Annotated in this window: 12 protein-coding genes and 1 pseudogene; 3 read left to right on the top strand and 10 right to left on the bottom strand. The window is 72.1% G+C overall.

The window, feature by feature from the left end:
- Positions 1-180: 180 nt before the first annotated feature.
- From ACIBSW_RS28135 to glmS, 7 genes and pseudogenes are all read right to left on the bottom strand, one after another.
- The gene (locus ACIBSW_RS28135; RefSeq protein WP_354729833.1) at positions 181-864 is read right to left on the bottom strand and encodes a uracil-DNA glycosylase; all 684 of its coding nucleotides are present in this window, start codon (positions 862-864) and stop codon (positions 181-183) included.
- Positions 861-1343 carry a tRNA (adenosine(37)-N6)-threonylcarbamoyltransferase complex ATPase subunit type 1 TsaE gene (tsaE, locus tag ACIBSW_RS28130; RefSeq protein WP_354729835.1) on the bottom strand — a complete coding sequence of 161 codons (483 nt, stop codon included), beginning with the start codon at positions 1341-1343 and terminating at the stop codon, positions 861-863. The genes ACIBSW_RS28135 and tsaE overlap by 4 nt, the downstream gene beginning before the upstream one ends.
- Complete coding sequence (locus tag ACIBSW_RS28125) at positions 1340-2434, bottom strand: alpha/beta hydrolase (RefSeq protein WP_354729837.1); 1095 nt, start codon at positions 2432-2434, stop codon at positions 1340-1342. Before ACIBSW_RS28125 ends, tsaE begins: the two co-directional genes overlap by 4 nt.
- Positions 2435-2844: 410 nt before the next feature.
- Positions 2845-3954 (bottom strand): annotated as a pseudogene (alr, locus tag ACIBSW_RS28120) (alanine racemase); the annotation flags it as partial.
- Between the two features lie 36 nt (positions 3955-3990).
- Positions 3991-5439 (bottom strand): NAD(P)H-hydrate dehydratase, encoded by a 1449-nt coding sequence (locus ACIBSW_RS28115; RefSeq protein ID WP_354729839.1) that lies wholly within the window; start codon positions 5437-5439, stop codon positions 3991-3993.
- A 19-nt stretch (positions 5440-5458) separates the two neighbouring features.
- Positions 5459-5827: a holo-ACP synthase gene (locus ACIBSW_RS28110; protein WP_354729841.1), complete on the bottom strand. Its 369-nt coding sequence runs from the start codon at positions 5825-5827 to the stop codon at positions 5459-5461.
- Between the two features lie 835 nt (positions 5828-6662).
- Complete coding sequence (glmS, locus tag ACIBSW_RS28105) at positions 6663-8546, bottom strand: glutamine--fructose-6-phosphate transaminase (isomerizing) (protein WP_354729843.1); 1884 nt, start codon at positions 8544-8546, stop codon at positions 6663-6665.
- Between the two features lie 253 nt (positions 8547-8799).
- Between glmS and ACIBSW_RS28100 the strand changes: the two genes are divergently transcribed.
- Both ACIBSW_RS28100 and ACIBSW_RS28095 read left to right on the top strand, forming a co-directional pair.
- Complete coding sequence (locus ACIBSW_RS28100; RefSeq protein ID WP_354729845.1) at positions 8800-9636, top strand: MmpS family transport accessory protein; 837 nt, start codon at positions 8800-8802, stop codon at positions 9634-9636.
- 115 nt (positions 9637-9751) lie between these two features.
- Positions 9752-10939: a pyridoxal phosphate-dependent aminotransferase gene (locus ACIBSW_RS28095; RefSeq protein ID WP_404799475.1), complete on the top strand. Its 1188-nt coding sequence runs from the start codon at positions 9752-9754 to the stop codon at positions 10937-10939.
- Positions 10940-11184: 245 nt separating this feature from the next.
- Here ACIBSW_RS28095 and glmM read toward each other — a convergent pair whose 3' ends face one another.
- The 3 genes from glmM to rplM all read right to left on the bottom strand — a co-directional run bounded on the left by glmM (position 11185) and on the right by rplM (position 13669).
- Positions 11185-12537 carry a phosphoglucosamine mutase gene (gene glmM, locus ACIBSW_RS28090; RefSeq protein ID WP_354724938.1) on the bottom strand — a complete coding sequence of 451 codons (1353 nt, stop codon included), beginning with the start codon at positions 12535-12537 and terminating at the stop codon, positions 11185-11187.
- 158 nt (positions 12538-12695) lie between these two features.
- A complete protein-coding gene (rpsI, locus tag ACIBSW_RS28085; RefSeq protein ID WP_354724940.1) occupies positions 12696-13205 on the bottom strand; it encodes a 30S ribosomal protein S9 in 510 nt (169 codons plus the stop codon).
- 20 nt (positions 13206-13225) lie between these two features.
- Positions 13226-13669 (bottom strand): 50S ribosomal protein L13, encoded by a 444-nt coding sequence (rplM, locus tag ACIBSW_RS28080; RefSeq protein WP_184997606.1) that lies wholly within the window; start codon positions 13667-13669, stop codon positions 13226-13228.
- Between the two features lie 681 nt (positions 13670-14350).
- On the opposite strand from rplM, the gene ACIBSW_RS28075 reads away from it, so the two are divergent.
- Positions 14351-15463, top strand: a complete 1113-nt coding sequence (locus ACIBSW_RS28075) for a uroporphyrinogen-III synthase (protein ID WP_404799474.1) — start codon at positions 14351-14353, stop codon at positions 15461-15463.
- Positions 15464-15487 lie beyond the last annotated feature (24 nt).

Genomic DNA, 15487 nt, shown 5'->3' with positions numbered 1-15487 from the left:
AGCACCCGGCCCGCAGCACCCGGCCCGCAGCACCCGGCCCGCAGCACCCGGCCCGCAGCACCCGGCCCGCAGCACCCGGCCCGCAGCACCCGGCCCGCAGCACCCGGCCCTGGCTGCCTTCGTCAGCGGCAGGCCGTCGGGGAGCCTTGGCGCCGGCGCGTCGGTTCAGCGGGGGTGCAGCTACGCGTCCGGGCGGGGATCCCAGACCACGAGGGGGCGGCCCGCGTCGGCGAGCGCCTTGTTGGCCGAGCTGAACGGGCGGGAGCCGCGGAAGCCCTTCGGGTTCAGCGGGCTCGGGTGGCCGGCCTCCAGGACGACGTGCGCCGGGTTCGTGACCAGGGCCGCCTTCTTGCGTGCGTAGCCGCCCCAGAGCAGGAACACCACGCGCTCGTCGCGGGCGTTCAGCGCCTGGATCGTCGCGTCCGTGAACGCCTCCCAGCCCTTGTTGGCGTGCGACGCCGCGGCGGCCGCCCGGACCGTCAGGACCGCGTTGAGCAGCAGCACACCCTGCCGGGCCCAGCCGGTCAGGTCGCCGCTGGTCGCCGGCGGCACGCCCACGTCCTCGGCAAGCTCCTTGAAGACGTTGCGCAGTGACGGCGGGATCCGCACCCCCTCGCGGACGCTGAAGCTGAGCCCGTGCGCCTGCCCCGGCCCGTGGTACGGATCCTGCCCGAGGATCAGCACCCGGGTCTGCTCGGGCGGGCACAGCCGATAGGCGGCGAACAGGTCCTCGATCGGCGGATACACGGTGTGCGTCCGGTACTGCTCTTCCACGAACGCGCTCAGCGAAGCGGTGGCGTCCGCGTCGAGCAGCGGCGTCAGCTCCGCGCGCCAGGCGTCCGGGAGCAGGTCAGGCAGGTTCACATCTTCTCCAGTCGGGCGGCCCAGTCGCCGCCATGGGGAACGAGGTCGATGACCCGGGTGTCGTCGTCGAGCCGTCCGATCCGGACGGCCAGGTATTCGTCGTTGAGCTGCTCGACCAGGCCCGTGCCCCACTCGACCACCGTCACCGACTGCTCCGCGGAAGCATCCAGATCAAGATCGTCGATCTCGGCCCGCGGATCGGCGGCATCGCCCAACCGGTACGCGTCGGCGTGTACCAACGGCAGCGCCCCACCGAGCGCCGGGTCGGGGCGGTGCACCCGTGCGATGACAAAGGTCGGCGAGGTGATGGCGCCGAGCACGCCCAGCCCCGCGCCGATCCCCTGCACCAGCGCGGTCTTCCCGGCGCCCAGCGGCCCGGTCAGCAGCACCAGGTCACCGGGCCGCAGCACGGCGGCGAGTCGCCGGCCGAACGCCTGGGTGTCGTCGACAGTGGCCAGCCGGAGTCCGGTGCCGGTCAAGAGATCTTCTTCAGGAACGGGAACAGCGCGGCGTTGACCTCGTCGGCCTTCTCGAGCATGACGACGTGCCCGCTGTTGTCGATCTTCACCAGCTCGGCCTTCGGCAGGTGTCGCAGGATCTCCTCCGAGTGCGTCACCGGGGTCAGATAGTCCTTCGTGCCGACCAGCACCAGCACGGGCACGCCGCTGAGGGTGGACAGCGCCGGGAAGCGGTTGTGCGTGTAGAGCGTCTGCAGGTACTTGGTGAGGGTCTCCACCGGGGTCTTGGAGTTCATCTGTTCCACGAAGGTGACCAGCGACGGGCTGGGCCGGGCGTCGCCGAAGCCGTACCGACGGGTCAGCAGCCAGGCCAGGTCGGAGGAGGCCACCCGGGCCCGGTCGATGGTGCCGCCGCCGATCCGGGCCGCGCCACCCCACAGCGGGAAGAACGGCGCGCTGACCCGGGCGACCAGCGTGGTCAGCCCGAGCTTGGACTTGTCGATCAGCCCGGCGGACGTGGAAATCAGCACGACGCCCGTCACCCGCTCGCCGAACCACTCCGGGAACTGCTCGGCGAACGCCATGATCGTCATGCCGCCCATCGAGTGCCCGACCAGGATAATGTGTCCATCCGGGACGGTCGCGTCGAGAACCGCCGCCAGCGACTTGCCCAGCGCGGCGATGTCGTAATCGCCGGACTTGAGCCGGCTGGACCGCCCGTGCCCCGGCTGGTCGTAGAAGACGAGCCGATAGTCGCCCTGCTCGGCGAGCACCTGCCGCTGGAAGAAGAACGTGCCCATGTCCAGGGCGAACCCGTGCACGAAGACGATGGTGGGCTTGCCGGTAGGCGCGGTCGGCTCGACGATCTCGACGTGCAGATCGGTGCCATCGGCGGCGGTCACGGTCAGCTCGGAGTCGAACGGCTGATCGCCGAACTCCACGTCGGCATGGGGATCACCAGGCGCGTTGAGCGACTTGCGAACCAGAGCGCGCTCGACGGCGAAAGCCGTCGCCAGGCCGGCCGCGGCGACACCGACGGCCGCGCCGACGATCCCGACCTTCTTGGCCCGCCGCCGCGGACCGGACCGGGCGGACTTCCTCGCCGGACTCATGCAACCTCCTCAGCCGAGGCCACGACACCCGGAGCCCCGGGATCGCGAACCAAGGCACCCCGATCCATGCCACCCGACTCAGCGGAATCCTGATCCATGCGACCCGAACCCACAGAGCGAGAACCCGCAGCACCCAAACCCACAACACCCAAACCCACAGAGCCCGAATCCGCGGTGCCCAAGATCGCAGGACTCGAAACCGCAGCGCCCGAAACCGCGGCGCCCGAAACCGCAGGACCCGAAACCGCAGCGCCTGAAACCGCAGCGCCCGAAACTGCAGCACCTGAAACCGCAGCACCTGAAACCGCAGGACCCGAAACCGCAGGACCCGAAACCGCAGGACCCGAAACCGCAGGACCCGAAACCGCAGGATCCGTTCCCGTGGGGTCTGGGGTGGGGATGCCAGCCGTGCCGTCGTAGACGCGGGCGACCCGGGAGCCGCCGAAGCGCGTCACGATCTCGTAGTTGATGGTGCCGATCGCGTCGGCCCAGTCGGTGGCCGTCGGCATGCCGTTGTCGCCCGGCCCGAACAGCGTCGCCACGTCACCGGGCGCGACCGGGTCGTCGCCGCAGTCGAGGACGATCTGGTCCATGCAGACCCGCCCCGCGATCGTCCGCGTGCGCCCGCCCAGCCACACCGGGCCGACGTTGGAGGCGTGGCGGGGCACGCCGTCGCCGTAGCCCAGCGGCACCAGCGCCAGCGTCGTCTCGCAGGCCGTGTAGTAGGCGTGCCCATAAGAGACGCCCTGACCGGCCGGGACGCGCTTGGTGAGGGCCACCCGGGCCCGGGCCGTCATCGCCGGGCGCAACCCGGTCTCGTGCTCGGCGGGCAACGGCGACAGGCCGTATACCGCGATGCCCGGGCGTACCAGGTCGTAGTGCGCGTCCGGGCGGGTCAGGGTCGCCGCCGAGTTCGCGATGTGCCGGTAGCGCGGCTCGATGCCGAACTGCTCGGCGGTGGCCAGCCCCTCAGCGAAGACGGCCAGTTGGTGATCGACGGTCTCGTGGCCGGGCGCGTCCGCGTACACGAAGTGGCTCCAGATGCCGACCACCTCGACCTCGCCGCCGGCCTGCGCCTTGGCCGCCGCCTCGAGCAGCGCGGGCCAATCCGCCGGGGTGGCGCCGCCGCGCGCCAGGCCGGTGTCGATCTTGAGGTGCACCCGGGCCGTGCGGCCGACCCGGCGTGCGGCCGTGACCAGCTCGCCGAGCTGGTCCAGACTCCCCGCGTTGAGGTCGACGTCGGCCGCGACGCCGTCGTGCAGGGGCAGGCCCGGTGCGAGCAGCCAGGCCAGCACCGGCGCCGTGATGCCCGCCCGGCGCAGGGTCAGCGCCTCGTCGAGGGTGGCGACCCCCAGCCAGGTCGCGCCGCCGGCCAGCGCCGCCCGGGCGGACGGCAACATGCCGTGCCCATAGCCGTCCGCCTTGACCACCGCCATGACCTCCGCGGTGGTGCCGGCGCGCAGCGTCGCAACGTTGTCCCGGATGGCGTCCAGATCTACCCGGACCTCGGCCTGCCACATGCTCACCAGCCTACTGATCGGTACGACATAACCGCGTCACAGCAGCTCAGCGAGCACGGGGCGCAACGCGGCGGCCACATCCGGCGACGTCACCGGGCCGTCCCGCTCGGCGCGGCGCCCGGCGAGGCCGTGCACATAAGCGGCCATGATCGCCGCCCGCTCCGGCGGAACGCCGGCGGCCAGCAGCGAGCCGAGCAGGCCCGCGAGCACGTCACCGCTGCCCGCGGTGGCCAGCGCGGGGCTCCCGGTCGGGTTGGCCCACGCCTCCCCCGACGGGGTCGCCACGATCGTCCGGTCGCCCTTGAGCAGCACCACGGCGTTGATCCAGGCCGCCAGCCGGCAGGCCGCGCCGATCCGGTCCGCGCCCGGCCGCTCGCCCGCCAGCCGCGCGAACTCGCCGTCGTGCGGAGTGATCACCAGCGGAGCGTCCCGGCGCAGGTCGTTGGCGTGCTGGCCGCCCACGAGCAGGGTGAGGGCGTCCGCGTCGAGCAGCACCGGCAGGGAGGTGGCCAGGACGCTGCGCAACTCGGTGCGAGCGCCGTCGTCGGTGCCCAGCCCGGAGCCGCACACCCAGGCCTGCACCCGGCCCGCGTCGGCGACCCGCGGCGCGACCACCACGGACGGATGCAGGTGCACCACGTCGCGATCGGCGCTGCCCGCGTAGCGGACCATGCCGGTGGGGCCGGCCAGGGCGCCCGCGACCGAGAGCACGGCCGCGCCCGGGTAGGTCGCCGAACCGGTGGCGACGCCGACGACGCCCCGGCTGTATTTGTCCGAGCCGGCGTCGGCCCGGGGCCACCAGCCGGCGATGTCGGAAGCGTCGGGCACCCGCACCGCCGGGTCACCGTGCAGCGTCTCGCTCAGGCCGATGTCGATCAGCTCGACGTGGCCCGCCAGGGCCGCCGCAGCACCGACGACGTGCGCGGGCTTCAGGCAGCCGAAGGTGACGGTGACGTCGGCGTGTACGGCGTCGCCGGGCACGTCACCGGTGTCGACCGCGACCCCGCTCGGCACGTCGACGGCGACCACCGGCGGCCGGGCGCCGCCCCGCCCGCGCAGCCCCGGAAGGCGTCTGACCAGCGCGACCGCCGGCTCCCGGAGGCCGCCGCTCGCGCCGATGCCGACGATGCCGTCGACGACCAGGTCCACCCGGGCCGGCAGGTCACCGACGGTGACGCCACCCGCGCGGCGGAACGCGGCTAGTCCGGCGAGATGCACCCGGTCGGGTCGCAGCAGGATCGCCCTGACGCCCGCGCCGCGCGCCGCCAGCGTGGCGCCGGCGTAGAGCGTGTCGCCGCCGTTGTCTCCGCTGCCGACCAGCAGCACCACGGTCGCGCCGTAAACCCCGCCGGACTCACCCAGCAGCAGCGCGCACCGCCGGGCCAACCCGGCCGCGGCGCGCTGCATGAGCGTGCCCGCCGGCAGGGTCGCCATCAGCGCCTTCTCCGCCGCACGTACGTCCGCCACCCGCCACGCCTGCCGCATGCAGTAACCCCCTGGGAACTCAGGCCTCCGCGACGACCATTGCCGAGGCGATGCCGCCGTCGTGCGACAGCGACAGGTGCCACCTGCTGACGCCCCGTTCCGCCGCCACCGCCGCGACCGTACCGGAGACGGTCAGCCATGGCCGCCCATCGGGATCCGTGACGACCTCGCAGTCGTGCCAGCGCAGCCCGGCCGGCGCGCCCAACGCCTTTGCCACGGCCTCCTTGGCCGCGAACCGCCCGGCGAGCGACTCCGGTGATCGCGGGTTGCCGGACGAGGTCATGCGCTCCGAATCGGTGAACAGGCGGTCGGCGAGCAACGGGGTGCGCTCCAGCGCCTTGGCGAATCGATCGACCAGCACGACGTCGATCCCGACAGACACGATCACAGGCCAACCCTATCGGCCCGGCCGCTGTCCCGATCAGTCGTGCGCCACGCCTGTGGACAACCGTCGCACGCCCGGACCGCTGTCCACAGGGGCGGCCCCGGCGCCGCTGATTTGCCCTAACGTCGGCGGCCGAACCGCTTCCACCGGGAGGTTGCCGATGACGTCCGAGCTCGAGGGTCGACACAGCGGCAGGCCGCACCCGGACGGTGGCCCGTTCCCCGCGGCCGCCCGCCCACCGACGGTCCGGTCATGGGCGCGCTGGGCGGCGGCGTGGACCCGACGGCGGATTACACATGCCGCCGGGCGGTTTACGGCCCGCCGACTCCCCACGAGTGTTCGGTTCGCTCGCGGCGCGTCCGAGGGCCCGGCCGAGGACCTCAGCCAGGCCGCGCCAAGGAGCGTGGTTCCAGCTTTACCGAGCAGGAGGAACCACTTTGTATGCCGTCTGCACCAGCCAGGCGCCCCGACATCCCGAACCCTGTCATCACGGTTCCAACGAGCCCAGCCACAGCCAGGGACCCACGCCATCACAGGCCCAGCCAGCCGAGCCCACCCAGGCGAACCCACAGCCGGAACCCACGCCATCGCGGGCCTACCCAGACGCGCCAGCGTTCCAGCCAGGCCATCGCGCGCCTACCCAGACGCGCCAGCGTTCCGGCCAGGCCATCGCGCGCCTACCCAGACGCGCCAGCGTTCCGGCCAGGCCATCGCGCGCCTACCCAGACGCGCCAGCGTTCCGGCCAGGCCTTTGCAGGCCGGCCGGATGCCGGGCACCTGGGTCACCGGGACGCTGGCAGCGAGTCGCCGACCGACGTACCGAAAGGGAGGGGTGATGTCACTCCACGGTGACGGACTTCGCCAGGTTTCGCGGCTGGTCGACGTCGTGACCACGGGCGGCCGCGATCTCGCAGGCGAGGATCTGCAGCGGCACGGTGGTCATCAGGGGCGCGAGCAGAGTCGGCGTGCGCGGAACCTGGATCAGGTGGTCGGCGAAGGCGCGGACACTCTCGTCGCCCTCCTCGGCGATCACGATGGTGCGGGCGCCGCGGGCGCGTACCTCCTGGATGTTGGAGACGACCTTGTCCCGCAGGACGCCGCGGCCGGCTGGCGAGGGCACCACGCAGACGACCGGCGTGCCCTCGTCGATCAGGGCGATCGGTCCGTGCTTCAGCTCGCCGGCCGCGAAGCCCTCGGCGTGCATGTAGGCGAGTTCCTTGAGCTTCAGCGCGCCCTCGAGCGCCACCGGGAAGCCGACGTGCCGGCCGATGAACAGCAGCGTCGACGCGTTGCTCAGATCGCGCGCCAGGGCGCGGACGTCCTCCATGCCGGCGAGCAGTTCGCGCAGGTCGTCCGGGGTGCGCTGCAGCCGCTCCACCACGGCGGCGACCTCGTCGGCGTACATGACGCCGCGGATCTGGGCGAGGTGCAGGCCGATCAGGTAGCAGGCGACCAGCTGGGTGACGAACGCCTTGGTGGAGGCCACCGCGATCTCGGGGCCGCCGTGCGTGTAGAGCACGGCGTCCGACTCGCGCGGGATGGTGGACCCGTTGGTGTTGCAGATGGCGAGGACCCGGGCCTTCTGCTCCTTGGCGTGCCGCAGGGCCATGAGGGTGTCCATGGTCTCGCCGGACTGGCTGATCACGATCATCAGGGTCGAGCGGTCCAGGATCGGGTCGCGGTATCGGAACTCGCTGGCCAGCTCCACCTCGCACGGGATGCGCACCCAGTGCTCGATCGCGTACTTGGCGACCATCCCGGCGTGGTACGAGGTGCCGCAGGCCACGATGAAGACCTTGTCGACGTCGCGCAGGTCCTGGTCGGTGAGGCGGACCTCGTCGAGCACGATCTCGCCGCGCTCGGAGAGGCGGCCGAGCAGGGTGTCCGCGATCGCCTGCGGCTGCTCGGCGATCTCCTTGAGCATGAAGTAGTCGTAGCCGCCCTTCTCCGCGGCGGAGGCGTCCCAGTCGATGTGGAACTCCTTGCCGGTGGCCGGCGCACCGTCGAAGTCGGTGATCTCGATGGCCTCCGGGGTGATCAGAACGACCTGGTCCTGACCGAGCTCGACGGCCTCGCGGGTGTGCTCGATGAAGGCGGAGACGTCGCTGGCGAGGAAGTTCTCGCCCTTGCCCCGGCCGACGACCAGCGGCGAGTTGCGCCGGGCGGCGACGACGGCGTCGGGCACGGCGGCGTCGACGGCGAGCAGAGTGAAGGCACCCTCCAGGCGGCGCACGGTGCGACGCATGCCCTCGGCCAGCAGCTGCGGCCCCTCCTCGGCACCCGACTCGCGCAGGAAGCGCATCTCGGCGGCGAGCAGGTGGGCGGCGCACTCGGTGTCGGTGTCGCTGACGAACTCGACGCCAGTCGCCTCCAGCTCGGCGCGCAGGCGGGAGAAGTTCTCGATGATGCCGTTGTGAATCACCGCGACCCGGCCGTCCGCCGACAGGTGCGGGTGCGCGTTGCGGTCGGTGGGTCCGCCGTGTGTCGCCCAGCGGGTGTGACCGATGGCCGTCGAGCCGACGGTGATGCCGTCACTCGCCCGTTCCGCCAGCGCCTTTTCCAAGTTCGCCAGCTTGCCGGCCTTTTTCTCGGTCAGGATGACGGAGCCGTCGATGACCGCGATACCAGCGGAGTCATAACCGCGGTACTCCAGCCGGCGGAGCCCGTCGAGGACGATTTGCAGAGCCGGCCGACTGCCGACGTAACCCACGATCCCACACATGAGGGGCAGCGTAGCGGACTTCCGCTCATGGCTTCTGCGCAAGAGGCATACTTTCGCGCATCGTACGTGATCGAAAGGGCCGTTCGGCCCAACGGAGGTCACTCTGTGGCCAGGTCAGGGCGGCGAGTGACACGACTGGGTGATCCGGTTCTGGCGCCGAGGGCGTACCGTCGGGCCGACGCCTGCTCTGGAGAGACGATTGAGTTACCCACCGCCTTCGGACCCGACACGCCAGTACCCGGGGGACGAACCCGTGTCCGGTCAGCCGTGGTCGTCACCGTCGGGCGACCCCCTCGCGACCGAGCCGTACCAGCCGCCTCGGCCTCCCGCGCCGACGTTCCAGCCCGGGTACGCCCAGCTGCCGAGCGCGGGCCAGCAGGCCAGCGGGCCTCCGGACGGCTACCCGCCGACCTCGCAGTTCCCCGCGCAACCGGGGCAGTTTTCGCCGCCGGCGTATCAACCGCCGCCCGACCAGATGCCGCCGCCCGGGTACGGCCCGCCGGCGTACGGCCCGCCGCCCGGATACGGTCCGCCGCCGGGATACGGCGCACCGCCACCGCCGCCGAAGCGCAGCAATCTCCCGCTGGTAGCGGTCCTGATTGCGGTGACCATGCTGCTCTGCGCGGGCGGCGTGACCTCGGTGGTGCTGCTGTACAACAACGCGAAGCAGAAGGCCGAGGAGACCCTCGAGTCCCTGCCCACCCAGTTGCCCACGGACCTGCCCACCGACCTTCCGACGGATCTGCCTACCGATCTGCCGACCGCCGTACCGACCGACCTGCCGAACATTCCGGGCCTGAATCAGGACCGGAAGATCGAGGTGGAGTACGAGGTCACCGGCGACGGCCCGGTCGAGATCGTCTACCTGGAGAAGCTCGGCGGCGAACCCCAGCGGGTGCGCAACGCCTCCCTGCCCTGGCGCAAGACGCTGACCATGCAGGGATCGGCGCTCGTCTCGGTGGTCGCCGTCCGCGGCAGCACGTCGGAGGGCGAGCTGACCTGCAGCGCGAAGGTCGACGGCGAGGAGGTCGCCTCGAAGACGAGCACCGGCACCTTCATCACGACCTCCTGCACAAAGGTCATCCTCTGACGATCGCGGCCGGACGCGCTCGTCATCCTCTGACGATCGCGGCCGGACGCGCTCGTCATCCTCTGACGATCGCGGCCGGACGCGCTTCCGGGCCGGTGGCCGTAGGCTGGCGGGCGTGACGACGTCGACCCCGGCCGATCCACTCGTCGGCCGCATGCGCCCGTTCGGCACCACCATCTTCACCGAGATGTCCGCGCTCGCCGCGCGGACCGGCTCGGTGAACCTGGGGCAGGGCTTCCCGGACACCGACGGTCCGCCGGAGATGCTGGCCGCGGCCGCCGAGGCGCTCCGCTCCGGGGCGAACCAGTACCCGCCGCTGCCCGGCATCCCGGCGCTGCGGGCCGCCATCGTCGCGCACGAGCAGCGGTTCTGGGGGTTGAGCCGCGACCCGGACACCGAGGTGGCGGTCACCGCCGGTGCCACCGAGGCGATCGCCGCGAGCATCCTCGGGCTGTGCGAGCCCGGGGATGAGGTCGTGTGCTTCGAGCCGTACTACGACTCGTACGCGGCCTCGATCGCCCTGGCCGGCGCGGTCCGCCGGCCTGTGACGCTGCGGCCGGGCCCGGACGGCGGCTACGGCTTCGACGAGGGCGAGCTGCGCGCGGCCTTCGGCCCCCGCACCCGCCTGGTGCTGCTGAACACCCCGCACAACCCCACCGGCAAGGTGTTCACGGCCGACGAGCTCGCGCTGATCGCGCGGCTCTGCCGGGAGCACGATGTGTACGCCGTGACCGACGAGGTCTACGAGCACCTGGTCTTCACCGACTCGCCCGCGCCGCACATCCCGCTCGCCGGGCTGCCGGGCATGCTGGAGCGCACCCTGCGGATCTCGTCCGCGGGCAAGACCTTCTCCTGCACCGGCTGGAAGGTCGGCTGGGCGACCGGCCCCGCTCCGCTGGTGTCCGCGGTGCTGCGGGTGAAACAGTTCCTGACGTTCGTGAACGCGGGACCGTTGCAGCCGGCGGTCGCCGTCGCGCTGGCGCTGCCGGACTCGTACTTCGAAGGCTTCCGCGCCGGCCTGCAGGCCCGGCGGGATCGGCTGGTGGCCGGTCTGGCCGATGCCGGGTTCACGGTGCTGCCGTCCGCGGGCACCTACTTTGTGACCGCCGACATCACCCCGCTGGGCGGCACGGACGGCGTCGACTTCTGCCGGGAGCTGCCCGCGCGGTGCGGCGTGGTGGCCGTGCCGACCCAGGTCTTCTACGACCACCAGGAGCAGGGCCGCCGCCTGATCCGCTTCGCCTTCTGCAAGCGCGAGGACGTCATCGACGAGGCGGCAAAGCGCCTCCGCACCCTGGCCTAACGCCCTCCCGCCGACGCAAGGGCCATGCCACCTCACCTCCGCCTGCAGGGCGCGGGGAACTTCCCTCCCGGCGCCGGAAAGCAGCAGCCTCACCGCACAAGGCCAAGCCCGCCGCCCGCTCCGGAAGCGGGCCGGCCCTGCCCCTCAGGTCAGGCCGGGCTTGCGGTCCGTGGTCAGGCCGGGCTTGCGGTCCGTGGTCAGGCCGGGCTTGCGGTCCGTGGTCAGGCCGGGCTTGCGGTCCGTGGTCAGGCCGGGCTTGCGGACCGGACCTCGTCGGCTACGCGCTCCGCGATGGTTCGTGCCTGCTCCTCCGTGCCGGCCTCGACCATCACCCGGACCAGGTGCTCGGTGCCGGACGGGCGCAGCAGCACCCGGCCGCTCTCCCCGAGCTCGTTCTCCGCCAGCGCCACGGCCGCCTGCACGGTAGGCGCCGACGCGCCCGCCTGGCGGTCCTTGACCGGCACGTTGATCAGCACCTGCGGCAGCTTGTGCACCACCGCCGCCAGGTCGGCCAGCGACTTGCCGCTCGACGCGATCGTCGCCATCAGGTGCAGGCCGGTGAGTACGCCGTCGCCCGTCGTCGCGAAGGCGGGCATCACGATGTGGCCGCTCTGTTCGCCGCCGAGGGCGTAGTCGCCGGCGGTGAGCTCCTCCAGCACGTACCGGTCGCCGACCTTGGTCTCCAGCAGGCGGATGCCGGCCTGCTTCATCGCCAGCCGCAGGCCGAGGTTGCTCATCACGGTCGCGACCAGGGTGTTGTCGGTCAGGGTGCCGGCGTCGCGCATGGCCAGCGCCAGGATCGCCATGAGCTGGTCGCCGTCGACCACGTCGCCCGCCGCAGTGACGGCGAGGCAGCGGTCGGCGTCGCCGTCGTGTGCCAGGCCCAGGTCGGCGCCGTTGGCCAGGACGGCCTCGCGGACCGCTTCGAGGTGGGTCGAGCCGCAGTTGTCGTTGATGTTGAGGCCGTCGGGCTCCGCGTGGATCGCGATGACCTCGGCGCCCGCCTCGGCGTACGCGGTCGGGCCGGCCTCGCTGGCCGCGCCGTTCGCGCAGTCGACCACGACCTTGATCCCGGCCAGGCTGTGCGGCGTCGACTCGACCAGGTGCTTGATGTAGTGCTCGGCGCCGTCGAGCAGGTCGTGCACGCGGCCGACGCCGGCGCCGGTCGGGCGTCCGACGAGGCCGTGCCCGTCCTCGATGGCCGCCTCGATCTTGGCTTCGAGCTCGTCGGGGAGCTTCTGGCCGCCGGGGGCGAAGAGCTTGATGCCGTTGTCCGGCATGGGGTTGTGCGAGGCGGACAGCATCACGCCGAGGTCGGCGCCGGTCTGGCCGACGAGGAAGGCGACCGCGGGCGTCGGCAGCACGCCGACCCGGACGACGTTCGCGCCGGCGCTGGTCAGACCCGCGACGACCGCGGCCTCGAGCATCTCGCCGCTGGCCCGGGGGTCACGCCCGACGATCGCGAGCGGCTGGTGGCTGGCGTCGCTCTCGATGAGCACCCGGGCGGCCGCGACGGCGACCGCCAGGGCCAGTTCCGGAGTGAGGAGGTCACCGTTCGCGAGCCCGCGTACGCCGTCCGTGCCGAAGAGTCGCCCCATGGCGGTCGTTCCTTTCGCCGGCCGCCTGCCCTCACTCGTGAAGGGGTGGACCGATGCAGATTGTTGAGAGGAGGGAAAACGCGGACGGCCGGGCACGCCCCCAAGCGAGGGAGCGCACCCGGCCGTCTGTCAGACGCGGTGCAAGACGAGCGCTGCGATCAGCGCTTCGAGTACTGCGGCGCCTTGCGGGCCTTCTTGAGACCGTACTTCTTGCTCTCCTTGACCCGGGAGTCACGGGTCAGGAAGCCGGCCTTCTTCAGGGCGGGGCGGTCGTCCGGGTCGTTCGTGATGAGCGCGCGGGCGATGCCGAGGCGCAGGGCGCCGGCCTGGCCGGTGATGCCGCCGCCGCGCAGGTTCGCGATCACGTCGAACTGCTCGGCCTTCTCGGCGGTGCTCAGCGGCTCGCGGATGAGCTGCTGGTGCACCTTGCTCGGGAAGTAGGCGTCCAGGTCGCGACCGTTGCAGGTGATCTTGCCGGTGCCGGGCACGAGGCGCACCCGGACGATGGCCTCCTTGCGGCGGCCGACGGTCTGGATCGGACGGTCACCCGGGCGCGGGGCGCGAACGGCAGGCGCCGGCGCCTCGACGACCACAACAGTCTCGGCGGGGGCCTCGGCGGCCGGCTCCTCGACGGTCTCGACGACCTCGGGCTCGACGATGTCGGTCATGCTGTTTCCTTCGCCCGCGCTCACTGCGCGATCTGCTTGATTTCGAACGGCACCGGCTGCTGCGCGGCGTGCGGGTGCTCGGCGCCCGGGTAGACCTTCAGCTTCTTGAGGATCTGACGGGCGAGCTTGTTGTGCGGGAGCATGCCCTTGACGGCCAGCTCCACCGCGTGCTCGGGGCGCTTGCTCAGCAGCTCCTCGTAGCCGACCTTCTTGAGGCCGCCCGGGTATCCGGAGTGCCGGTACGCGACCTTGGTCTGCCGCTTGTTGCCGGTCAGCGCGACCTTGCCCGCGTTGATGATCACCACGAAGTCGCCGGTGTCGACGTGCGGGGCGAACGTGGGCTTGTGCTTACCCCGCAGGAGGGTGGCGGTGTGGGTGGCGAGCCGGCCCAGAACGACGTCGGAGGCGTCGATGATGTGCCACTGACGCTCGATCTCACCCGGCTTCGGGCTGTACGTACGCACAGAATTACCTTGTCTCGTCGTCGGTCTGGGGGCGCGCGCTGGTCGCAAGAAGCACGAACATCAAACATACCCCGAACGGGTACGCTCGCAGCTGTCGCACAACAGCAGGCAACAATACCCGCCTGCGCGGCGCGCGGTCAAAACGGGCGGTGGGCCCGCCGTGCAGACGGGACCGGATAACGTAGCGCCCCCAGTTTAGGCGGTGCCCCGCGGCGCGCCGACACGGGGCTGCGTGATCCCACCCACGGTGGTACCCAGCGTACGTGAATGCCTCTTAGCAGGTTCGAAACATACGGGACCCGAGTCCGAAATTACCCCCCGGCACGCTTCCGACATGGCGAGTGGTGCGGTCACCGCGACGACGCGGCCAGGGCTCCGGCCCGGCAGTGCCTTCAGGCGCATCACCCACGAGCCACCGCCAGGGTTGAGGACGGACCTGGCGGTGTACGCCGAGCCGGTACTGCGGCTCGGCAGAGGGCCGCGGCGTGCGCCGGCCGGAGGTACGGCGGAGAACGTAAGCGTGACATGGGAGCGGGTCGACGCTGAGGACGGCGATCTCCGAGCGTGCCCTTCGGTGGACCGGCCGGACACGCCGCGGCTTCTCGAAGGCCCTCCCCGCACGAGGGTGCGTGGAGGGCGGATCCCCGGATGACGGACCGGACCGGGAGACCGCGAAGAACCGTGATCACGGCATCGGCGCTGACGGCGCCGACGGCCTCGTTGTCCGGATACACGATCGGCGTGACATCCGACCGCCGCCGCGACGAGCTGGCGGGCCTGTTGGAGGGCCGCGGCGCGCGCGTGGTCATCGCACCGGCGCTGCGCATAGTCCCGATCGCCGACGACGCCGTGCTGCGTGCGGCGACCCGGGCCTGCCTGGAGACGCCCCCGGACGTCGTGCTGGTCAACACGGGTATCGGCATGCGCGGCTGGCTGGAGGCCGCGGAGGGCTGGGGCCTGGCGGAGCCGTTGCGGGCGGTGCTCTCCCGGGCCTACCTGGTGGCGAGGGGCCCGAAGGCCCGCGCGGCGACGAGGTCGGCCGGCCTGCACGAGCAGTGGTCGCCGGAGGGCGAGAGCTATGAGGAAGTGGTCGAGCACCTCGCGGCCCGCGGCATCGCCGGCCTGACGGTGGCGATGCAGCTGCACGGCGAGAGCCAGCCGGAGTGCACCGAGGCGCTGGAGGCCGCGAAGGCCCGGGTGATCGAGGTCCCGGTGTACCGGTGGGCGGCCCCGCTGGACCCGGCGCCGCTGCACCGCCTCGTGGACCTGGTCGCGGGTCGCCTGGTGGACGCCGTGACGTTCACCTCGGCCCCGGCGGTCTCCGCCCTGCTGAGCGCGGCCGGGCCAAGCACGGACCTGCTGCTGGACGCCCTCCGTGGTGACGTGCTGTCGGCCTGCGTCGGCCCGGTGACGGCGGCGCCGCTGCGCCGACACGACATCCCGGTGGTGACGCCGGCTCGGGCCCGGCTGAGCGCACTGGTCCGGACAATCATCGACGAACTGCCCAAACGGGCGATAAGGCTCGAGGTGGCGGGCCACACCCTGGTTCTGCGCGGCCACGCGGCGATCGTGGACGGGGACCTGAGGCCGCTGGCCCCGGCCCCGATGGCGGTCCTGCGGGCGCTGGCCGCGATGCCGGGACGGGTGCTGTCCCGGGCGGCCCTGCTCCGGGCCCTGCCCCGGGGCGCCGACGAGCACGCGGTGGAGATGGCGGTGGCCCGGCTCCGGGCCGGCCTGGGCACGCCGGGCGTGATCCAGACCGTCGTCAAACGCGGCTACCGACTGCCCGCTTGACGAGCCCGCCGTCGGCAGAGAAGC

It is taken from the genome of Actinoplanes sp. NPDC049668, from assembly GCF_044465445.1.
Classification (GTDB): domain Bacteria; phylum Actinomycetota; class Actinomycetes; order Mycobacteriales; family Micromonosporaceae; genus Actinoplanes.
This window is presented reverse-complemented; position numbering and strand designations above follow the sequence as displayed.